Consider the following 21,114-nt stretch of genomic DNA (forward strand, 5'->3'; position numbering starts at 1 on the left):
CGCGATCTGGGGTCAACATGCCGCGGTGACCTCCCAGGCTGCTTCGATCATCCGGAAGATCTCGTCCACCGCGGCCTCGGGATCGGCCGCCTCCCTGCCGATCGAGTAGGCGTCGAGCACGAACCTCGCGATAGTCCGGCAGGCGGTCGAGGACCGCGCCGACTCCGGATCGGCCGCGATCGCCGCCGCCAGCGACTCCGCGTGGCGCAGCCTCATCGCGTCCTCGTACTCCCGCAGAGCGGGCGATCCGTCGATCATGCGCCAGATCGGGGCGGCGCCCTCCGCGGTGCAATGCCGCACCATCGCGTGCACCTCACGGCACAGTGCGGGAATGAGCGGGTCTCCAGCCGGCCGTTCGGTGACCGCCCGCGTAAGGCCCTGCTCGAAGTTCGCGTCCTGCTCGAACACCAAAGCCTCTTTCGAGGCGAAATGGGAGAAGAGGGTCGTGACGGCGACGTCGGCCTCCGCGGCCACCTCGCGGATGCCGACCGCGTCGTATCCGCGCTCCAGGAAAAGCCGCAAGGCGGTCTCGGCGATCTTCTGACGGGTCGCGGCCTTCTTCCGCTCGCGACGTCCGGTCGGCGCTGTCATGCGGTGAAGCTACCAGATACGAAACAACAACCGTTTCAAAACACTAACCGTTAGTGCTACGGTCGTCGCATGAAGCAAGTGATCTTCACCGAGTTCGGTGGACCGGAAGTTCTGCAACTCGTCGACGCCGAAGAGCCGCACGCGGGCCCCGGCCAGGTACGCATCGCCGTGCGAGCGGCCGGAGTGAACCCCGTCGACTGGAGAATCCGCGAAGGCCAGGTTCTCGGCGCGCATCCGACCGTGCTGCCGTCCGGCGTAGGCCTCGACGCAGCCGGCGTGGTGGACGAGGTGGGCGAAGGCGTCGACGGGGTCGCGATCGGCGACTCCGTGTTCGGCGAGGGTGCGAGCACCTATGCCGAGTTCGCCGTGCTGTCGGCCTGGGCGGTCATGCCCGACGGGCTCACCTTCGAGGAGGCGGCCGGATATCCGTCCGTCGTCGAGACCGCACTACGGCTCATCCGCGAAGCCGATGTGCGCCCCGGCGAGACACTGCTGGTCAGCGGCGCGTCCGGCGGGGTCGGCTCGGCGGTACTGCAGATCGCTCGTGAACGCGGCATCACCGTGATCGGCACGGCGGGCGCCGCGAACCAGGGCTATCTACGGGATCTGGGCGCGCTCGCCACGACCTATGGCGAAGGCTGGGTGGACCGTGTGCGGCGGCTCGGCCGGGTCGACGCTGCCCTCGACCTGGCCGGGTCAGGCGTGATCGCGGAACTGGTCGAGCTGACCGGGGATCCGGGGAAGGTTCTCTCGATCGCCGATCTCGGCGCGCCCGAGTTCGGCGTCCGTTTCTCCGGCGTGGCCGGAAGCGTGCCGGACGCGCTGACCGAGGCCGTCGACCTCATCTCACGGGGCAAGCTGCACATCCCCGTCGAGAAGTCCTATTCGCTCGCCGATGCCGCGGCGGCACACGCCGACAGTCATGCCGGGCACACCCGCGGCCGCCGGGTCATCGTCGTCTGAGCGAGGTCAGGCGGCGGGAAGGATCACGACGCCGTCGTCGTCGGAGTAGAGCGTGTCGCCGGGAGTGAAGGTCACTCCCCCGAAGCCGACCGGGACGTCGACAGCGCCGACACCCGCCTTGGAGCTCTTGCGCGGGTTGGTGCCGAGCGCCTTCACCCCGAGCGGGAGCCCGGCGAGCTCGGCGCTGTCGCGTACCGCGCCGTTGACGACGATGCCGGCCCAGCCGTTGTCGACGGCGGACTTCGCGATCATGTCGCCGGTGAGCGCGCTGTGCAGGGAACCGCCGCCGTCGACCACCAGGACGGCGCCGTCACCCGGAGTGGCCAGGAGTTTCTTGACCAAGCCGTTGTCCTCGTGACAGGAGACGGTGCGGATCGGGCCGGAGAAGGTCCGGTGCCCGCCGAACTGCCGGAACTGGGTGTCGCAGACGCGCAGCCGGTCGCCGTGTTCGTCGACGAGGTCGGCGGTGGTGAAGGAATCGATCACGGCTCCCGAGTGTAGGGCGGGAAGAGCGTGTCCAGCGCGTGGGTGAGGATGGCGGCGGGATCCGCGGCGGGCGCGACCGTCTGACGCAGCGCAAGGCCGATGCCCAGGGCACCGAGCATCACGACGGCCTGATCCAGCGGCAGGGCGGGTTCGAGACGCAGGCGACGGGTGTGTTCGGCGAGCAGGGCGACCACTTCGTCGTCGTGGCGCCGCTGGATCGCCGCGACCAGCGTGGCGGTTTCCGGTTGCTGCGCCGTCGCGGCGAGCACCTCCGCGGCCGCCGCGCTCCACTTCGCCGCATCCTTGTCAGCGACGTCGACGGGGTTCAGCGCCGCGATCACCTCGTCGCGCGAGGTGGCCTGAGCGAGTGCTTCGCGCAGTCCTCGCAGATGGCCGTCCGCATCGGCTTCGATGATCGCCAGCCACAGCCCTTCCTTGCCGCCGAAGTGCTTGTAGACGGCGCCGCGGGTGTACCCGGCGTCGGCGGCGATCTCCTCGACCGTCGCCGCGAGGAAACCGCGCCGAAGGAAGACCTGGCGTCCGGCGGCCAGCAGGTTCTCATGGGTGCGGCGCTGCTGTTCGGCCCGCGTCAGCCTGGTCATCGTCTCGCATTCAGTAACAGAGTGTTTCTGGAAACGCGACGTTACTGTACCGTCGTCCGCATGGACTTCCTGGCACCGGTGGCGGCGTTTCTGAGCCTTCCCCTCTTCCTGGCCGGATTCGCGTGGTACGCCGCGCGGGCCCGGCGTTGCGGTGTCAGCCAGTCCTTGCTCGCGCCGATCGAGGAGATCTGGGATCCGATCGCGCACAAGACGAACATCGAGATCCAGATCGAGGCCGAGCGGAGTCCGGAGACGCCCTCCCCCGGCGATCCACCCGAGTTCAGTATCCGACGGTGAAATGGCGGTCCTGTCCCGGATTCTCGAGTTCGTCGACGATGGCGACGGCGAGATCCTCCGCCGAAATCCGGGACGACCCGTCCGCCGCGGCGAGGATGGTCGTCGTCCCTCGCCGGTAGGCCCCGGTCCGGACGCCGGGCTCGAGGTGCGCGGGTGGGCTGAGGTAGACCCAGTCGCCTGTGTGCGCTTCGCAGGCTTGGAGCTGCGTCATGCTGGCCGAGGCGATGGTCCGCCACGCCGCCGGGACGAACACCGGATCGTCGATCACGAGCCCGCCCGACGGCGAGCGCAGCGGCCCCGCGCCGCCGACGACCAGGACACGGGTACCGGCCGCCGCGTCGAGCAGCGCCGTGACCGTGGCGGCGACGGTGTCTTCCGCGCCGGGCCGGGGTCTCGTCGCGCCCACGACGGCGTCGACTCCCGCGAAGACGGCGCTCATCCGATCGACGTCGGTGGCGTCACCGCGCACGACCTCGACACCCGGATGCGGCGATTTCGGCGGTGTACTGCGGAAAACGGCGGTGACGTGGTGTCCACGGGAAACGGCTTCGGCGACGACGCGGGAACCCGCCATCCCCAACGCTCCGACGACGGCGATCTTCATCGAACGGCACCCTTCGGGGTGATCTGGCCAGCGACGATCGAGGCCAGGGCGAGCGCGAACCCGGCGAGCTGGATCGGGCCGAGCGACTGACCGAGGAGCGCGGCGCCGAGCAGCGCGGCGACCATCGGCGAGAGCAGGCCGAGAACGGCGACCGAGGTGACCGGCAGCGACGTGATTCCGCGGAACCACAGGACGTAGGCGAGCAATCCGCCGATCAGGCCGAGCCAGAGGTAGCCGAGAGCCGCGTCCAGGTCGATGGCGGGCGGGGCTCCTTCGAACAGGAAGGTCACCGGCACCAGGAACAATCCGCCCGCGGTGAGCTGCCACGAGGCGAAGGCCGTCGGCCCGACGTCCGCGGGGCGTCCCCAGCGTTTGGTGAGCGTGACGCCGAGCGCCATCGTCGCGGCGCCGCCGAGTCCGGCGATCACACCGAGGACGTCGAAGCCCGCGGCCGGCCCGAGCACCACCAGCCCGACACCCACGATCCCGACGATCCCCCAGGCGAACCGCCACGCGGACGGGCTCTGCCGCAGTACGGCCACGGCGAGGATCGCGACGAGCAGCGGCTGGGCGGCGCCGAGTGTGGCGGCGACTCCGCCGGGCAGCCGTTCGGCGGCGACGAACAGCAGGGGGAAGAACATCCCGATGTTGAGGACACCGAGCGCGGCGGCCTTCAGCCACCAGGTGCCGCGCGGGAGGGTGCGGGTGATGGCGAGCGCGATGAGTCCGGCGGGCAGGGCGCGCATGAGCCCGGCGAACAGCGGGTGCCCCGGCGGGAGGAGTTCGGTGGTGACCACGTAGGTCGACCCCCAGACCATGGGGGCGAAGGCGGTCAGCGCCGTGCCGGTGAGACCGGCAGCGAGCGGTGTGGTCGTCAGCGTTTTCACGCTTCTCAGCTTCGACGGTGCGAATCAATGAGTCCAACACATGTTTGTCACTTGATCCATCGTGATTCAAGATGGATCCATGGAGCTTCAGCAGATGCGGTACGTCGTGGCCGTGGCGGAGACGAACAGCTTCACGCGGGCCGCGCAACGGTGTCTCGTCGTGCAGTCGGCGCTGAGTCACCAGATCGCCCGGCTGGAACGCGAACTCGGCGCGAAGCTGTTCGAACGCACGAGCCGCCGGGTGCGGCTCACCGCCGCGGGCGAGGCGTTCCTGCCCGCCGCCCGGCAATGCCTCGAAGCCGCCGAACGGGCCGGTTCGGAGGTCGCGGCGGCCGTCGGCGAGATCCGCGGGCGGCTCACCGTCGGGGTGATCCCGACCGTCGCGGCGGTCGACGTCCCGGCCGCCCTGCAGACCTTCCGCAGCCGGTACCCGCACGTCCGGATCGGCCTGCGGGTCGGGGCGAGCGGGCAACTGGTCGAACAGATCAAGGACGGCGCGATCGAAGTGGCGTTCCTCGGCCTCCCGGTGACCGATCGGCCGGACGGCGTGGCCACCTGCGAACTTGGGCGCGACGATCTGATCGCCGTGGTGGCGCCCGGGCACCCGCTCGCCGCGGAGTCCGAAGTGGACTTGAAGCGGCTTTCGTCCGAAGTGTTCGTGGACTTCCCGTCGGGGTCGGCGGGGCGGGCTCAGACGGATCAGGCGTTCGCCGCGGCCGGGGTGACACGGGAGGTCGCGTTCGAGGTGACCGCCGCCGACTTCATGGCGCGGCTCATCCATCAGGGACTGGGGGTGGCACTGCTGCCGTCGAAATACGTGCCGAACCTGACCGACGTCGTCACCGTGCCGGTGCGGGACGCGCCCGCGCGGATCGAGCACCTGGTCTGGAACCGTTTCACCGTCACTCCGGCGGCGAAGGCCTTTCTGGAGGTGCTGGGCGTCGTGAGCGGTAAGGACGATTCTTGAGGAGGCTGTCCAAAAAGGACACACTTCGAGATCAGAGTGGCCGTTTTAGGCACTTTGCGCAGTATTGCCTGGGGGTCGTGAGTGGCGATGGTCGTTCTAACCCTCTTTATCACTCACGACTCCCTGCAAAATCGGACTTACAGGCATAAAGCAGTCGTATGCTGCCTGGAAAGTGACCACTGTGGACAGCGGCCTGGGGTGGCACACGCGCCACATTTGACTTACTCCTCAATAGAATCGTCACGAGACGCGCCCCACCACGTCACCGCCGCCTTTGCTCGCTTGAAGTACGTGAAGGCCCCCTTCATTGCGTCTAGCGCAGTGAAGGGGGCCTTCACGTACTACAGATGCGAGCGCGAGCGCCTACTTGACGTCCGCCTTGATGATCTCGAACAGGCTGGTCCACGAGCTACGCCCGTGGCCCGCGGCGATCGCCCGGTCGTAGTGCGACTTGATCGCCTCCGGCAGGACCAGGTCGATCCCCGCGTCCCGGCTCGCCTCGACGATGTGGTCGGCCGTCGCGCCCATCATCGTGACGTTGGCTTCGTCGCCGGGGTGCTCGCCCTTCTCGATCTGCTCGGCCGCGGCGTCCAGGTAGAAATCCATCATCTTGAAGTTGTCCTTGGCGTACGGGACGAACTTCTCCACCGGCACCCCGGCCGAGCGCACCAGCGCGCTCGCGTGCATGAACACCGAAAGCGAGGTCAGGAAGACGTCCAGCTGCGCCTGGTAGAACAGCTGTGCCAGCCGCACGTCCTCGCCGAGGTAGTCCGGCCGCCCGATCAGCGCCAGGGTGTCGCGGTGCTTGTCGAACACGTCGGTGGGGCCGCTGTAGAAGACGTACGCCTCGTCCTTGCCCACCAGTTCGGCGGGCACCATCACTCCGCCGGCGACGAACCGCGCCCCGCGGGCCTCGACCCACTCGGCGGCTTCGCGGGTCTTCTCCGGGGTGTCGGAGCTGAGGTTGACGATCACCTTGCCAGCCAAGGCGTCTTCGGCCTTGCCGAGGATGTCGTACATCGCGGCGTAGTCGGTGAGGCTCAAGAGCACCAGCTCCGACGCCGACACCGCGTCCGCCGGGGTCTCGGCACGCACGGCACCGGCGGCGACGACGCCGTCCGCGCGGGCGGCGGTGCGGTTCCAGACGGTCACTCCGTGGCCGTTCTCCAGGAGTACCCGGACCATGGCCTGTCCCATCGGGCCGAGCCCGATCAGTGTGATCATTGTTTTTTCCTTACTTCTTGAGGAGTTCGATGACGCCGATCAGGTCTTCGGCGCCGTGTCCGCCGGCGACCCGCTTGTCCATCAGCGACTGGAGCGGCGTGAGCAACTCGGCGCTGATGCCCTGGTCTTCCGCCGCCTGCGCGAGATTCGGGTAGGCGGCCGCCTGCATCCCGATGTTCGACACGACGTCGGTCACGTAGTCGCCGTCGTCGATCTGTTCGGCCGAGCGCTCCAGGAAGCCGCCCATCGCGTCGAGCCAGCCGCGCAGCAGCGGCGCGAATTCCCGCGCCTTGACTCCGGCCGAGCCGACCAGCGCGTACGCCTGGATGACGCCGACGAAGTACCCGTACATCCCGCTGAGCAGCGCGATGTCGTGCAGCGGCGCCAGTCCGGGGTCGGCGCCGAGGTAGTTGACGCCGCCGAAGGTGTCGAGCGCGGTGCGGGCGTGGCCGAAGACGGTGCCCGATCCGCTGTAGAAGATGAACGCCGCCGGCGTGCCGATCATCGGCGGGACGGCCATGATCCCGCCGTCCAGGTAGGCCGCCCCCAGTCCCTCCGCCCAAGCGCTCATTTCGCGTGCCTGGCTGGGGGTGCCGTTGGTCAGGTTGATCAGCTGCCGTCCCTCGAGCTCCGCCGCCACCGGGTCCAGGACCTCGTGCACCGAGTCGTAGTCGAGCAGGCAGGCGATCACGATCGTGTTCGCCGCGAGAGCCTCCGAGATGGTCGAAGCGACCGAAGCTCCCTTCGCCGCCACCGCCTCGGCCCGGCTCGCGGTCCGGTTCCAGGCGGTGACCGGATGGCCCGCCGCCAGTAGTGCTTCTACGAGCGCGGTTCCCATCGCGCCCAGCCCCAGCACCGTCACCGGGGTCTTTCCGTGTTCGCTCATGGGACCACCGTGACGCGGCCCGCGCACGGATCGCTGCGGGTTCACGCACGGTCTTGTCGGTGGTCCGCGCTAACGTCGGTTTCGTGCGATTCGGAGTGCTGGGGCCGCTCGCCGCGTGGACGACCGCGGGCGAGCCCGTCGTCGTGCCCGAGGCGAAGGTCCGCCTCCTGCTCGCCGCGCTGCTGTCGCGCGAGGGCAGGGCGGCGTCGGTGTCGTCGTTGACCGACGATCTCTGGGGCGAGCACCCGCCGGGCAATCCCGGCAACACCCTGCAGACCAAGGTCTCCCAGTTGCGTCGTGCCATGGATCGGGCCGAGCCGGGCGCCAGGGAGCTCGTGACCCACCAACCGGCCGGCTACGTCCTCGCCGTCGAGCCCGGCGAGCTGGACGTCCATCGGTTCCGCGCGCTCACCGCCCGCGGCCGCGACGCGGTCGACCCGCGTGCTCGTGCGGCCCTGCTGGCCGACGCGCTGGCGTTGTGGCGAGGGCCTGCCTATGCCGGATTCGAGGACGAGCCCTTCGCCGTCGCCGCCGCTCAGCGGCTGGAGGAGGAAAGGCTGCTCGCCGAGGAAGACCGTGCCGAAGCCCGGCTGACCCTCGGCGAACACGGCGTCCTCACCGGGGAGCTCGCCGGTCTGGTCTCACGGAATCCGCTGCGAGAGCGGCTGCGCGGCCTGCTGATGCGCGCGTTGTACGCGGCCGGGCGGCACAGCGAGGCGCTCGAAACCTATGCCGAGCTGCGGGCCCGTCTGCGCGACGAGTCCGGCCTCGAACCGGGCCCGGACCTCGCGGCGCTGCACCAGGCGATCCTCACCCGCAGCCCGGAACTCGAGACCACTCGCGCCGCCGAGCCGGTGCGCGGAAACCTTCCTGAGGCGCTGACCGAGCTGATCGGCCGCACGACCGCGGTCAAGGAGGTCGGGGCGCTGGTCACCGACGCGCGGCTGGTCACCCTCACCGGCCCTGGCGGTGTGGGCAAGACCAGGCTCGCCATCGAGGCCGCGTCGCGGCTCACGATGGCCGACGGCACCTGGCTCGTCGAGCTGGCGGGTCTGGACGTCGTCGAGTGCCCGACGTGCCCGCCGGAGGATCTCGTCGCCGTGGTCGTCGCGGCCGTACTGGACCTTCACGAGGAGGCGACGTCCACCGGAACACTGACCCAGTCGATGGCCGCCGCCTTACGGGACAAGGAGATCCTGCTCGTCCTGGACAACTGCGAGCAGGTCGTCGAGCCGGTCGCGGCGCTGGTGGAGCGGTTGCTCGCGGCGGTGCCTCGGCTGCGGGTGCTCGCCACCAGCCAGGAACCGCTCGGGCTGCCCGGGGAGAACGTCTGGGCGGTGCCGCCACTCGAACTGCCCGAGCACCCGGATTTCGCCGCCGTGCGGGAATCGAGCGCGGTCCGGCTGTTCGCGGCCCGCGCCGAGGCGGCGGCACCGGGGTTCGCGCTCGACGCGGAGAACGCGGCGGTGGTCGCCCGGATCTGCCGCACCCTCGACGGAATCCCGCTGGCGCTCGAACTCGCCGCCACCCGGGTCCGGACGCTCGGCGTGCACGAGCTCCTCGCCCGCCTGGACGACCGGTTCGGCCTGCTGTCCTCGGGCAGACGAGGCGGGCCGCGCCGTCAGCAGACCCTCCGCGCGATGATCGACTGGAGCTGGAGCCTCCTGAGCGGGCCCGAGCAGATCGTGCTGCGCAGGCTCGCCGTCCACGCCGAGGGGTGCGGGCTCGACGCCGCCGAGTCGGTCTGCGCGGGCGGGGAGATCGCCGCCAGGGACGTCCTGGATCTGCTGTCCCGCCTCGTCGACAGGTCGTTGGTGGTCAGCAGGCCGGGCAAGTCCGGCGAGCCGCGGTTCCGACTGCTGGAGTCCGTTTCGGCGTACGCCTTGGAGCACGCCGAGCGAGCGGGCGAACTCGACGATCTGTACTTGCGGCACGCCCGTTTCCACGTCGAGCTGGCCGAACGCGGTGACGCGGGGTTGCGCGGCCGGGAGCAGCGCCGTTGGCTCGACAGGCTGGACGCCGAGGGAGCCAACACCCGGCGAGCGCTGGAAACGCTGCTGAGGCAAGGAGAACACCGGCTCGCGGCGCGGCTGGTGAACGCGACGACCTGGTTCTGGTTCCTGCGCGGGCGGCTCACCGAGGCCCGGCGCTCGCTCGACCTCGTGCTCGGGATGGAGATCGACGCCGGAGACGAGTACGCCCAGGCTCTCGGCTGGCGCACCGGGATCGCCGTGCTCGACGGCACCGGCACGGACGCCGCCGTGGACGAGACCGTGCGGGGCATCGCCGATCCCGGTGCCCGGGCGCGGATGTCGTGGTTCCTCGGCTACGCGTGGTCGACGGTCGGCGACCTGTGCCGCGCGGAGAAACTCACGCTCGACGCGTTGGAAACCGCCCGCGACATCGGCGACGACTGGAGCACCGCGGCCGCGCTGAGCGACCGGGCGTCCCATCTGATCTCGGGCGGTGACCTCACCGGAGGAGGCCGGGTCGCCGCGCAGAGCGCCGCGATCTTCGACGGACTCGGCGAACGCTGGGGCTGGCTGCAGGCGTCGTTCGTCCTCGGCATGCTGGCCTCGATCGCCGGGGAGTACGAGCACGCCCTCCGCGTCCATCGGGAAAGTCTTCGCCGCGCGGAGGAACTCGGGCTGTGGCCGGAAGTCGCCTACAAACTGTCGTGGCTGGGCCGGACGGCGCTGCTCATGGGCGATTTCGACGAGGCGAGGGAGTACCACGAGCGGGCAAGGACGCTGGCCGTCGAACACGGCTTCAAACCCGCTGAGGTCTACGCCGAAACCGGGCTCGCGCTCGGCGCGCGACGCCAGGGGTTGTTCGACGAGGCCGAGCGGCGCCTGCTGTCCATACTGGACTGGCATCGCCGCGTGGAGTCCGAAGCGGGTAGCACCCTCGTCCTCGCCGAGCTCGGGTTCATCGCCGAACAACGCGGAGACGCGGTGGCGGCGAAACGACTCCAGCTCGACGGTCTCGCGATCGCACGCCACAGCGAAGATCCCCGTGCGATCGCGCTCGGCCTCGAAGGTCTCGCCGGCGCGGAAGCGGCGGCCGGCGCGTATCGCCTGGCCGCGCGACTGTTGGGTGCGGCGGCGGCTTCCCGCCGCTCGGTGGGCGCTCCCCTGCCGAAGGCCGAACGCGGTGACGTCGACCGGATCACCGGCGTCGTCGTCGCGGCGCTCGGAGAAACCGCATTCTCGGCGGAGTGCGAGGCGGGTGAGGCCTTACCGATCGATCAGTTGGTGACGGACAGTCAGTAGGCATGCACCCGTATCACCACAATGGACCATCCCTTACTTCACGTCAGCAACAAACGGTGATTTCTTTCTGTCGCCCGGGCGCCTCGACCGGTAGCGTGCGTATCCATGCGGGTGAGGTGGGGGGCTCCCGGCGGGCCCAGGGTGACAATGCCGTGGCGAGCGGCTCCAAGGGCGGCACTGACCAGTCCCCTGACTTTGATCATCGCCGCGGTGACCGCGTTGCTGGCCTGTTTCCTCGGCACGGCAGCGGTCCTGCAGGCCTCGGCCGCGGGCGGTGCGGCCGTCACGTATCAGTCCGACATCGTGTGCCCGGACTACTACGGGCCCGTGTTCAGCAAGGACAACGTCCCCGCCGCGGTCGCTCCGCAGGTGATCGATTCGGTCCGCCGGAACGCGCCGGCGCACGGTTTCCCCGCGCCGGTCACCTCCCGCTACACGCCGTATCTCTTCGGTACCGAATTCAACGGCGACCCCAACTACAAGGTCGTCCTCGCTCACCGGGATCAGGCGCTTCAAGGCCATCTCGATCTGGCGGGCGGCTCGACGGGCGCCGGATTCCTGCTCGGCACCGTCGTGGCCGGGGCGGAGAACATCAAGCCCGGCGCCACCCCGAGCATCAAGGGCACCCCGATACCCCCGGTGACGGGGCTGTATCGCGACCTGCCCGATCCCGCGCCGCGCTGGTGGTGCTCGCAACAGCGGAACGCGGTCGTCAGCAGGCTCGCCAACGACCCGCTCGACTCGGTCATGTTCGCCAACGACGGCAAGACCTTCGACGACACGGTCCGCGCGCTGAACCTCCCGACGATCAAGACGCTCCACATGTCGTTCTACGACGCCCCGCCCAAGACCGTGGGCGAGGCCGAGGACCTCCAGGAACGCGGGAAAGCGCTCATCGCCGCGGTCAAGGCGGATCTGGGTTCGCGCGGACTCGGTGACGCGATCATCGGGTCGCTGCCGTTCGAGCGCTCCGTCGAGATCAGCAACCAGGCGGAATCGAACGTCCTGGTCTCGATCCTGCCGCTCGCGGCCATCAGCATCCTGGTCGGCTGCGCCGGGATCGGCACGGTGGCCCTGCAGTGGTACCAGCGGCGGCATCCTCAGCTGAGGCTGCTGTCGGCCCGAGGCAGCGGCCCGGGGGCGCTCGGACTGCTCGCGGTGGCCGAGCTCGGGCTCCCGATCGTGGCGGGCGGCGCGGCCGGCGCGGTACTGGCCCGGCTGTTGCTCGGCGTGTACGGACCACCGGGTGAGCTGAACGACGGGGCGACACTGTGGGGGTCGCTCGTCGCGGCCGCGATCCTGCTTGTTTCGCTCGCGCTGCTCGCCGGCGTGATCTCCGTCCGCACCCATCGGGAATTCGAACTCGGCCGGGTCCGCTCCGGGCGGCGCAAGAAGGTGAAGCTCCTGGCCTTCTTCCCGTGGGAGCTGCTCACCGCCGCTGTCGCCTTGCTCGGCTGGAACCGGCTCGTCGACTACAGCAAGGGATCGCGGATCGGCAACCCGCTCCCCCAGGTCGATCCGCTCGCGCTCACGTATCCGGTGTTCGTCGTGCTCACCGTCGGGCTCGTCGCCGCGCGGCTGGCCTGGCTCGCGCTGCACGCGTCGCATCGCGCACGCCTGTGGTCCCGGCCCGCGCTGCAACTGGCCATCCGGCGGCTCGCCAGCGCCCGCGCCCCGGTCACCGGCGTGCTCGTGATCGGCACGCTGGCCATCGGGACGCTGGCCACGGGGATCGGCATCGCCCGAGGCCAGGAGGAGGCGCTGCAGACGAAGTCCGCCATCTTCGTCGGGGCCGAGACCAGGGTCGACACCGAAAGCGTCGTCGGCACCGGGAAGGTCGCGCTGCCCGACTCGATCACCGGCAGCGCCGCGATCGTCGGCGAGCTGACCGGTGCGGGCAACGTCGTGCTGGTCGTGGATCCGCGGACGTTCCGGCAGGCGGCCACGTTCGGCCCACTCGATGGGGCGGAGGTCGACCGGCTGCTGGGCGAACTGTCGAGCCCCGGCGCCGGTGTTCCCGCGATCCGGATCGGGAACGACCCCGCCCAGAAGGCCACGCTGCCCGCCGGTCTCGGGGAAGCCAGGGCGGTCGGCGAACTGCCGATGTTCCCGATCATCGGCACCAAGGCCGGGTACGTGGTCTCCCGGGATTCGCTCAGCGAGGCGCAGCTGCGCTCCATACCCAAGTGGAGCCTGCTGTCCAGCTCCTCGATGACGCAGGTGACCGAGGCGCTGGCCTCCGTGGGGGTGATGACCGCGGTCAACCGGGTCACCCGCGAGTCCGCGCTCGACGCGCTCCCGTTCTACGTGGTGTCGTGGACGTTCTCGTTCATGGCCCTGCTCGGTGCCGTCCTCGGTGTGGTGGCGGTGCTGTCGCTCCTGGTCGCGGTCGAAGTCCGCCGTCGCCAGAACGCGCTGGCCGGGGCCTTGGTGCTGCGGATGGGGATGCGGCCTCGCGCCCTGCTGGCGAGTCACCTGATGGAACTGGGCGCGCTCAGCGGGCTCGCCGTGGTGATCGGCGTCGTCTGCGGTGTGTCGGTCGCGGGACTTTCGGTGCCGCGCTTCGACCCGGCGACGTTCCTCCCACCGCAATCGGCGCTGCCCGACCCGACCCCGCTCGCCCTGACCGTGCTCGCCGTCGGTGTGCTCGTCGTGGCGCTGGCGGGCTGGATCGCGATGCGCTCGGTGCGCACCGCCCGGACCGCGGAGTTGATCCGTGCCTGAGAAACCGATCTTCCGGCTCCGCGGCATCGGCGTCGACTACCAGACCCCGGCGGGCACCGTGACCGGCGTCGACGACGTCACCATCGACATCCCCGCGCGCGGCATCACCGTGCTGGCGGGACCGTCCGGCTCCGGGAAGTCCACCCTGCTGCGGACGCTCGGCCTGTTCGAACAGCCCGTGCGGGGCACGATCTCGTTCCAGGGAACCGAAACCGGAAAGCTCCGGCATCGCGACCGGCGGGCGCTGCGGCGGCACCACCTCGGCCTGGTGTTCCAGAACCCGACCGACAACCTGCTCGGGTATCTGAGCGTCGCCGACAACCTCCGCGCGGCGGCGGAATCGGCCGGAACCGAATGCCTGCCCGACGACATCCTCGATCAGCTGGGGCTCGGCGGGACCGGCAGCTGGCGGATCTCGGCGCTGTCGGGCGGGCAGCAGCAGCGTCTCGCGTTCGGCTGCACGCTCGCTCGCCGCTCGACCGTCGTACTCGCCGACGAGCCGACGTCCCAATTGGACGAAGCCTCGGCCGACCGCGTGCTCGACACCCTGAAATACCTGGCGGGTCAGGATTTCGCCGTCATCGTCGCCTCGCACGACGATCGGCTCATCGAACTCGGCAGCCGGGTGGCGCGGATGCACAAGGGCAGACTGGAAAAGGTCGAAGAACGGGAGGTCGTGCCGTGATGGCGGAACCCGCCCTCGAGGCCGTCGGGTTGCGCCGCCGGTTCCCCCATCCCAGCGGGGACGTCGAAGTCCTGCGCGGGCTAGAACTGCGAGTGGCCGCGGGTGAGCTGGTCACCGTGTCCGGCCGCTCCGGCTCCGGCAAGAGCGCGTTGCTGGCCCTGCTGTGCGGTTTCGACTCGCCCGATTCGGGCAGTGTCCTGCTGGACGGCGTCCCGATAGCGGGCGCGCCGCCGTGGCACACCTGCGCCGTCCTGCCGCAGGCGCTCGGCCTGGCGAACGAACTGACGATCGCGGAGAACGTGGCGTTGCCGCTGCGGCTCCGGTCCGACATCCCCAAGCCCAGCGCGAAGGACATCCACGCGCGGGTTTCGGAACTGCTGGAGGATCTCGGGATCGGCGACCTCGGCGAGCGCTACCCGCTGGAAGTCTCTTTTGGGCAGCAGCAGCGCGTCGCGCTCGCCAGGGCGGTCAGCGGGCGGCCCCGGGTCCTGCTCACCGACGAGCCGACGGCGCATCTGGACGCGGGGAGCACGCCGCGGGTGCTGCGGCTGTTGCGGCGCTGCGCCGAAGAAGGTGCCGCGGTCATCGTGGCGACGCACGACGACGAGGTGCACCGGATCGCGGACCGGCGGGTACGGCTGCTGGACGGCGTCCTTTCGTAGCTTCCGGATGTCATAAAAGGGTCGTTCAGGACGTTTTTCGTCCTGAACGACCCTTTCATGACATTTGGCGCGGCTAGGGAGCGACCGGCCCCGGCTTGCCGTACAGCCCATTCCCCGCCCAGTTCACGAGATCGTGCGAAGGCCGTGAAGGCGGAGCCGGCACGAAGTTCGCGGCGTCGTCGACGCTTCCCGTGCCGTCGTACTTGGCCTGCAGCGGATACGGGAACACGGGCCGCGTGCGGAAGACCTTGCCGTCGGCGTCGCGGCCGGTGGCGATCGTCCGGTCCGGTGCGGTGCCGCGTTCGACCCAGGAAACCAGTTCCTTCAGCGGGTCGTACTCGGTCAGCTTGTCGCCGGTCGCGCAGTGGTACAGCGCGGGAACCATGAACAGCCGGGCCCAGTCCCGCGTCGCGGCGGGGCCGCCGTTGGCGCGGGTGAGCCGCTCGTAGTAGTCGATGCTGCCCGCGGCGGGGATCGCCTGGTCCGCCCAGCCGTGCCAGATCACGAGTTTCCCGCCAGCACGGCGGAATTCGCGCAGATCCGTCGACATCGCGTTGGAGCGGATGCCTTCCGGGGTCAGCCGGTCGAACTCACGGGAGGTGAAGGCGAATTTCTCGACCGACGAATGCGGTGTGCCGATCGGGTAGGCCATGTACTTCAGGTAGTTGTCGGCGAGTGCCTGCGCGAAGGCGATGCCGCCGGTTTCCGCTGACGGGATGATCCAGCCGTACCACGAGAGTTCGGAGCCGACGGTCTGGCCGCCCGGGTACAGTTTGCGGCCGCGTTCGTCGGTCGGCGGCGCGTAGATCTTCTTCGTGGCGGCCACCTGCGCCGGGGTGAGGCAGCCCGCGTTGTCGGTACCCGGCGGGCAGGTGATCGTGGCCGGGTCGAAGCGGCAGGTGCGGGGATCGTCGATGGCGCCGTCGCCGAGTCCGTCGGACTTGTCGCAAGAGGACAGTGCGGCGGCGTGCAACGCCGGGAGTTTCTCGGCGGTCAGGATCGGCTTGCCGTCGGCGCCGGTGTTCGCCTTGGCGAGCCAGGTCTGATACACGCCGAGCAGCGGCCCCCAGTATCCGGCCGGTGCGCCCGCGACGATGCCGTCGAAGTCGTGCGGATAGCGCTGCGCGAGCAGGAGCGCCTCACGGCCGCCGTCGGAGCAGCCGCTGAAATACGACTTCCTCGGCGGAGCGCCGTAGAACGCCGTGATCAGCCGTTTGGACGCCTTCGAGACCACATGCGGCGCACGGAACGCGAAGTCGTCACGGGCGGCCTGGTCGTTTTCGGCCCACTTGCCGTCGTCGACGACGGAGGGGGTCTTGCCGACGTGCCCGTCGTCGGTGGCCGCCACGGCGACGTCGCCGCCGTGCGGGAGACCGCAGTCGGCGAACGGCGGCGTGGTGACCACCCCGCAGAACCCGCCGCAGCCGAACTGCAGATACCGGCCTGCGTAGGTCTTGGTCGGCAGCCGCAGCTGGAACCGCACCGCCGGCTCCACGTAGCCGCGGACGTCACAGTTCTCCGGTTCGGTCGCCGTCGCCGGGACGACGGTCGCGGTCTCGACGTGTGTGGTCGCGCCGGGAACGTCGTAGGTCCGCACCAGGTCGGCGCAGGTGCGCACCGGGCGGAACGTCGTTTCGCCGGCGGTGGCCGCCGGAGCCGTGAGTATCGAGCCTGCCGTGATGAGCGCCGCCACGCCGAGCATGGACAACCGCCGCATGTCCCCACCCCAGTTTCCGGGATCGACTTCAGCCGTCACTTCACCCTGGCCCCGGCTCTGTCCGTTGTCCACCAGGTTTCCGGGCATCCGGGTTGTCCAGTTCGGGCCAGGTTTGTCCGAGTGTCTTGACATCGATGTCACAGCCGGGCTTTTCTCTCTGGGCGCCACCGGTCCCCCTGCCTGGTCGGCGCCCAGCATGCCCCCGCGAGAAAGCATTGGTGCAACGATGCCCCGAAGCGTCAGACCTTGGGTCTGCGGCCTCCTGAGTGCCACGGTGGTGGCGTCCGGGCTGGTGGCCCTCCCCGCCACCGCCTCGGCCGAAAAGCTCCCACCGGACTTCTACTCCTCTTTCGAACAAGGCGAACCGGAGCCGACGTGGAGCGACACCGTCGACGTCGACCCGTCCGGCAAGCCCAAGGCGTTCGGTGTCGACGGCGCGAACGCCACCACCATCCCCGGTGACATCCGCGGCAAGGTCACCGAGGTCTCCGCCAACAGCGAGAACACCCCGAACGAGGGCGTGGCGAACCTGGTCGACGGTTCGACCGACACCAAATGGCTGGCCTGGACCCCGACCGGCTGGGCGCAGGTCACGCTCTCCGAGCCGACGTCGATCACCCGGTACGCGCTGTCCTCGGCGAACGACTTCGACAACCGCAACCCGCAGGACTGGACGCTTCAGGGCTCCACCGACGGCAAGACCTGGACCGATCTGGACAAGCAGACCGGGCAGAAGTTCAGCGAGCCGTTCCAGACGAAGGAGTACCGCCTCGCCGCCGCGAGTGCCGCGTACAAGTTCTTCCGGCTCGACGTCACCAAGAACAACGGCGGCCCGATCATGCAGCTCTCCGAGCTGCTCCTGGCGAACGAGGACCCGGCCCCGCCGGCGCTGCCGAACATGCGCAGCTTCACCGACAGCGGTCCGGGCAGCGGCTACACCAACAAGAACCGGGTCGGCTTCACCGGCCTGCGCGCGTTCCGCTACTCCGGCAGCCACAAGGCGCAGGGGCACGGCTGGTCGTACAACAAGATCTTCGACGTCGATATCCCGGTGGCGGCGACCTCGGAGCTGTCGTACAAGGTGCAGCCGGAGTTCATCCGCGGCGATCTGAAGTACCCGAGCACGAACGTCGCGGTGGACCTGGCGTTCACCGACGGCACCTATCTGAGCCAGCTCGGCGCGGTCGACCAGTACGGCTTCGGGCTTTCCCCGCAGGGCCAGGGCGCCAGCAAGGTGCTCTACACCAACCAGTGGAACCTGGTGCGCTCGCAGATCGGCGTGGTCGCGAAGGGCAAGACGATCGACCGGATCCTGGTCGGCTACGACAACGCCGACGGGCCCGGTTCGCTGCAGGGCTGGCTGGACGACATCAAGGTCTCGGCGACGCCGACGCCGCCGGCGAGCCTGCGCCCGTCCGACAACGTGCTGACGACGCGCGGTTCGCTGTCCAACGGGTCGTTCTCCCGCGGCAACAACATGCCCGCCACGGCGGTCCCGCACGGGTTCAACTTCTGGATCCCGACGACCGACGCGGGCACGTTGAGCTGGATGTACTCCTACCACTCGCGCAACAACGAGCAGAACCTCCCGGCACTGCAGGCGTTCTCCGCGAGCCACGCGCCGAGCCCGTGGATGGCCGACCGGCAGACCTTCCAGTTCCTGCCCTCGGCCGCGAGTGGTGTGCCGAACCCGGACCGCGAAGCGCGGAAACTGCCGTTCAAGCACTCCAACGAGACGGCGCGGGCGCACTACTACGGCGTCGATTTCGAGAACGGGATCAAGACCGAGGTCGCGCCGACCGATCACGCCGCGCTGTACCGGTTCAAGTTCCCCGGTGCGGACTCGAACCTGATCTTCGACAACGTCAACAACAACGGCGGGCTCACTCTCGACCCGGCCGGCCGGTCCATCACCGGGTACAGCGACGTGAAGAGCGGGCTGTCGGCCGGTGCGACCCGGATGTTCGTCTACGCCACCTTCGACAAGCCGGTGACGGCCGGTTCGAAGCTGTCCACCGGTTCGGGTGACCAGAAGCGGGACAACGTCCTCGGCTACCTCAAGTTCGACGCGGGCGCCGACAAGACGGTGAACATGCGGATCGCGACTTCGCTGATCAGCGTGGACCAGGCGAAGAAGAACATGGAGCAGGAGCTCGCGCCGAACGCGACCCTCGAATCCGTCGCCGACGCCGCGCAGAACGCGTGGGATCAGAAGCTCAAGGTCGTCGAGGTCGAAGGGGCCTCGAAGGACCAGCTGATCACGCTGTACTCCAACCTCTACCGCCTGTTCCTGTACCCGAACTCGGGCTTCGAGAACGTCGGCACGGTGGAGAAGCCGGTGAAGAAGTACGCGAGCCCGGTGTCACCCAAGGCCGGTCAGGACACTCCGACCCAGACCGGGGCGAAACTGGTCGACGGCGAGTTCTACGTCAACAACGGGTTCTGGGACACCTACCGCACGGTGTGGTCGGCGTATTCGCTGCTCAGCCCGGAGACCACCGGCAAGCTCGTCGACGGTTTCGTGCAGCAGTACCGCGACGGCGGCTGGATCTCGCGCTGGTCCTCCCCCGGTTACGCGGACCTGATGACCGGCACCAGCTCGGATGCCGCGTTCGCGGACGCCTATCTCAAGGGAGTCAAGGGGTTCGACGTCCAGTCGGCGTACGACTCGGCGATCAAGAACGCCACCGTGACCCCGCCGAACGGCGCGGTCGGGCGGAAGGGCATCGACGAGGGCACGTTCCTCGGGTACGCGCCGAACACCGCGGACCACGGGTTCTCCTGGGCGATCGAGGGCTACGTCAACGACAACGCCATCGCCAACATGTCGAAGAAGCTCTACGACGAGGCTCCGGCGAACGACCCGCGCAAGCAGGAGTACCTGGACAACTACGGGTACTTCACCGAGCGGGCCACGCAGTACGTGAACGTGTTCGACCCGAGTGTCGGCTTCTTCCAGGGCCGTGACGCGGCGGGCAAGTTCACCCGGAGCAAGGAGCAGTTCGACCCGGAGGTCTGGGGTATCGACTACACCGAGACCAACGCGTACGGCATGCGGTTCTCGGTTCCGCAGGACGGACAGGGTCTGGCGAACCTCTACGGCGGCAAGGCGGGGCTGGCGTCCAAATTGGACGAATTCTTCGCCAAACCCGAGCAGGGGCTCAAATTCGGCACCTATCCCGGCGTCATCCACGAGATGACCGAGGCCCGGGACGTGCGGATGGGCATGTACGCGCATTCGAACCAGGCCGCGCACCACACGCTCTACATGTACGACTACGCGGGTCAGCCGTCGAAGACGCAGGCGAAGGTCCGCGAGGCGCTGGCCAGGTTGTACGTCGGCAGCGAGCTCGGCCAGGGCTACGGCGGTGACGAGGACAACGGCGAGCAGTCGGCCTGGTGGCTGTTCGGCATGCTGGGCTTCTACCCACTGCAGGTCGGCAGCTCGGACTACGCGATCGGCTCGCCGCTGTTCACCAAGGCGACCGTGAACCTGCCCGGCGGCAAGAAGATCGTGGTCAACGCGCCGAAGAACAGCGCGAAGAACGTCTACGTGCAGGGCCTGAAGGTGAACGGCAAGGCGCAGACGTCGACGTCGCTGGCACATGCGGCGATCGCGAACGGCGGGACGCTCGACTTCGACATGGGTCCGAACCCGTCGTCGTGGGGCACGGGCCCGGACGACGCGCCGAAGTCGATCACCAAGGGCGACGCGGTGCCGACGCCGGTGCACGACCTGACCAAGCCGGTCTCCGGCGGGGACGCGGCGTTCTTCGACAACACGTCGCGGACCGAGGCGAAGGTCAAGGCGCCGATCCAGTACCAGGTGCCCTCGACGAACGAGGCGGGTTCGTTCTACACGCTGACTTCGGGCAAGGGCGCGGGCGACGCGAAGAGCTGGGTGCTGAAGGGCTCCTACGACGGGAAGAGCTGGGCGGTCGCGGATCAGCGGACCGAGCAGAAGTTCTCGTGGCGGCAGCAGACCAGGGCGTTCAAGATCGCGAACCCGGCGCATTACGCCTACTACCGGCTCGAGGTCACCGCGACCACGGGCGGCGAGGCGTCGCTGTCGGAGTTCGAGGTGCTGGGCAAGCCCGACGCGGCGTGCACCCAGACGATCACGGGTGAGCGCAAGGGTCCGTTGACCGTGCAGAGCGGGGTGACCTGTGTGGACGGTGCGACGGTGTCCGGTCCGGTGTCGGTGGCGGCGGGTGCGAGCCTGATCGTCCGCGGCGGCTCGATCTCCGGGCCGGTGACCGCGAACGGTGCGGCGCAGGTCGTGCTTGACCGGACGAAGGTGGGCGGCCCGGTGGCGATCACCGGGACGACCGGGCCGGTGTCGATCGAGCTGACCGAGATCGGCGGGCCGGTGGCGTTGACGGGCAACAAGGGGCCGGTGCTGACCTCCAGCACGATCGGCGGCCCCCTGGCGTGCGCGGCCAACTCCCCCGCTCCGACGGACTACGACCTGCAGAACACCGTCCGCGGCCCGGCCGCCGGGCAGTGCGCGAAGCTGTAGTCCTCCGGTATGCGCGTGAAGGCCTCCT

At 69.3% G+C, this 21,114-nt stretch carries 16 protein-coding genes; 8 read left to right on the forward strand and 8 right to left on the reverse strand.

The features are described 5' to 3' along the window. Nucleotides 1-12 precede the first annotated feature (12 nt). Nucleotides 13-591, reverse strand: coding sequence for a TetR/AcrR family transcriptional regulator (locus AMK34_RS05040; RefSeq protein WP_073843270.1), 579 nt, complete (start codon nucleotides 589-591; stop codon nucleotides 13-15). Nucleotides 592-660: 69 nt separating this feature from the next. Here AMK34_RS05040 and AMK34_RS05045 point away from each other — a divergent pair, with 69 nt between their 5' ends. After that, complete coding sequence (locus AMK34_RS05045) at nucleotides 661-1,554, forward strand: NADP-dependent oxidoreductase (RefSeq protein ID WP_073843272.1); 894 nt, start codon at nucleotides 661-663, stop codon at nucleotides 1,552-1,554. Between the two features lie 6 nt (nucleotides 1,555-1,560). Here AMK34_RS05045 and rraA read toward each other — a convergent pair whose 3' ends face one another. Both rraA and AMK34_RS05055 read right to left on the reverse strand, forming a co-directional pair. After that, on the reverse strand, nucleotides 1,561-2,040 hold the full coding sequence (gene rraA, locus AMK34_RS05050) for a ribonuclease E activity regulator RraA (protein WP_038513267.1): 480 nt from the start codon (nucleotides 2,038-2,040) through the stop codon (nucleotides 1,561-1,563). Next, the gene (locus AMK34_RS05055) at nucleotides 2,037-2,642 is read right to left on the reverse strand and encodes a TetR/AcrR family transcriptional regulator (RefSeq protein ID WP_073843273.1); all 606 of its coding nucleotides are present in this window, start codon (nucleotides 2,640-2,642) and stop codon (nucleotides 2,037-2,039) included. Before AMK34_RS05055 ends, rraA begins: the two co-directional genes overlap by 4 nt. A 60-nt stretch (nucleotides 2,643-2,702) precedes the next feature. Here AMK34_RS05055 and AMK34_RS05060 point away from each other — a divergent pair, with 60 nt between their 5' ends. Beyond that, complete coding sequence (locus AMK34_RS05060) at nucleotides 2,703-2,939, forward strand: hypothetical protein (protein ID WP_038513263.1); 237 nt, start codon at nucleotides 2,703-2,705, stop codon at nucleotides 2,937-2,939. On the opposite strand, the gene AMK34_RS05065 is transcribed toward AMK34_RS05060, so the two are convergent. Both AMK34_RS05065 and AMK34_RS05070 read right to left on the reverse strand, forming a co-directional pair. Then, nucleotides 2,923-3,543 (reverse strand): NAD(P)-dependent oxidoreductase, encoded by a 621-nt coding sequence (locus AMK34_RS05065; protein ID WP_073843274.1) that lies wholly within the window; start codon nucleotides 3,541-3,543, stop codon nucleotides 2,923-2,925. The genes AMK34_RS05060 and AMK34_RS05065 overlap by 17 nt on opposite strands. Beyond that, nucleotides 3,540-4,430, reverse strand: a complete 891-nt coding sequence (locus AMK34_RS05070; RefSeq protein WP_073843277.1) for an EamA family transporter — start codon at nucleotides 4,428-4,430, stop codon at nucleotides 3,540-3,542. Before AMK34_RS05070 ends, AMK34_RS05065 begins: the two co-directional genes overlap by 4 nt. Nucleotides 4,431-4,509: 79 nt before the next feature. Here AMK34_RS05070 and AMK34_RS05075 point away from each other — a divergent pair, with 79 nt between their 5' ends. Further along, entirely contained in the window at nucleotides 4,510-5,397 is an 888-nt protein-coding gene (locus AMK34_RS05075) for a LysR family transcriptional regulator (RefSeq protein WP_073843278.1), read from the forward strand. A gap of 363 nt (nucleotides 5,398-5,760) precedes the next feature. Here the strand turns inward: AMK34_RS05075 and AMK34_RS05080 are convergent, their stop codons facing one another. Both AMK34_RS05080 and AMK34_RS05085 read right to left on the reverse strand, forming a co-directional pair. Continuing rightward, nucleotides 5,761-6,621: an NAD(P)-dependent oxidoreductase gene (locus AMK34_RS05080; protein ID WP_038513257.1), complete on the reverse strand. Its 861-nt coding sequence runs from the start codon at nucleotides 6,619-6,621 to the stop codon at nucleotides 5,761-5,763. A 10-nt stretch (nucleotides 6,622-6,631) separates the two neighbouring features. Beyond that, a complete protein-coding gene (locus tag AMK34_RS05085; RefSeq protein ID WP_073843280.1) occupies nucleotides 6,632-7,507 on the reverse strand; it encodes an NAD(P)-dependent oxidoreductase in 876 nt (291 codons plus the stop codon). Nucleotides 7,508-7,590: 83 nt separating this feature from the next. Between AMK34_RS05085 and AMK34_RS05090 the strand changes: the two genes are divergently transcribed. The 4 genes from AMK34_RS05090 (at nucleotide 7,591) to AMK34_RS05105 (ending at nucleotide 14,850) form a co-directional block, all read left to right on the forward strand. Beyond that, nucleotides 7,591-10,779 carry a BTAD domain-containing putative transcriptional regulator gene (locus AMK34_RS05090; RefSeq protein WP_073844578.1) on the forward strand — a complete coding sequence of 1,063 codons (3,189 nt, stop codon included), beginning with the start codon at nucleotides 7,591-7,593 and terminating at the stop codon, nucleotides 10,777-10,779. A 147-nt stretch (nucleotides 10,780-10,926) separates the two neighbouring features. Then, nucleotides 10,927-13,503: an FtsX-like permease family protein gene (locus AMK34_RS05095; RefSeq protein ID WP_083649740.1), complete on the forward strand. Its 2,577-nt coding sequence runs from the start codon at nucleotides 10,927-10,929 to the stop codon at nucleotides 13,501-13,503. Beyond that, complete coding sequence (locus tag AMK34_RS05100) at nucleotides 13,496-14,188, forward strand: ABC transporter ATP-binding protein (protein WP_037338214.1); 693 nt, start codon at nucleotides 13,496-13,498, stop codon at nucleotides 14,186-14,188. Before AMK34_RS05095 ends, AMK34_RS05100 begins: the two co-directional genes overlap by 8 nt. Then, nucleotides 14,188-14,850 carry an ABC transporter ATP-binding protein gene (locus AMK34_RS05105; protein WP_073843284.1) on the forward strand — a complete coding sequence of 221 codons (663 nt, stop codon included), beginning with the start codon at nucleotides 14,188-14,190 and terminating at the stop codon, nucleotides 14,848-14,850. Before AMK34_RS05100 ends, AMK34_RS05105 begins: the two co-directional genes overlap by 1 nt. A gap of 73 nt (nucleotides 14,851-14,923) precedes the next feature. Here AMK34_RS05105 and AMK34_RS05110 read toward each other — a convergent pair whose 3' ends face one another. Further along, complete coding sequence (locus AMK34_RS05110) at nucleotides 14,924-16,567, reverse strand: tannase/feruloyl esterase family alpha/beta hydrolase (protein WP_073844580.1); 1,644 nt, start codon at nucleotides 16,565-16,567, stop codon at nucleotides 14,924-14,926. A 226-nt stretch (nucleotides 16,568-16,793) separates the two neighbouring features. Here AMK34_RS05110 and AMK34_RS05115 point away from each other — a divergent pair, with 226 nt between their 5' ends. After that, complete coding sequence (locus AMK34_RS05115) at nucleotides 16,794-21,086, forward strand: GH92 family glycosyl hydrolase (RefSeq protein WP_073843287.1); 4,293 nt, start codon at nucleotides 16,794-16,796, stop codon at nucleotides 21,084-21,086. Nucleotides 21,087-21,114 lie beyond the last annotated feature (28 nt).

Source organism: Amycolatopsis sp. CB00013, from assembly GCF_001905755.1.
GTDB lineage: Bacteria > Actinomycetota > Actinomycetes > Mycobacteriales > Pseudonocardiaceae > Amycolatopsis > Amycolatopsis japonica.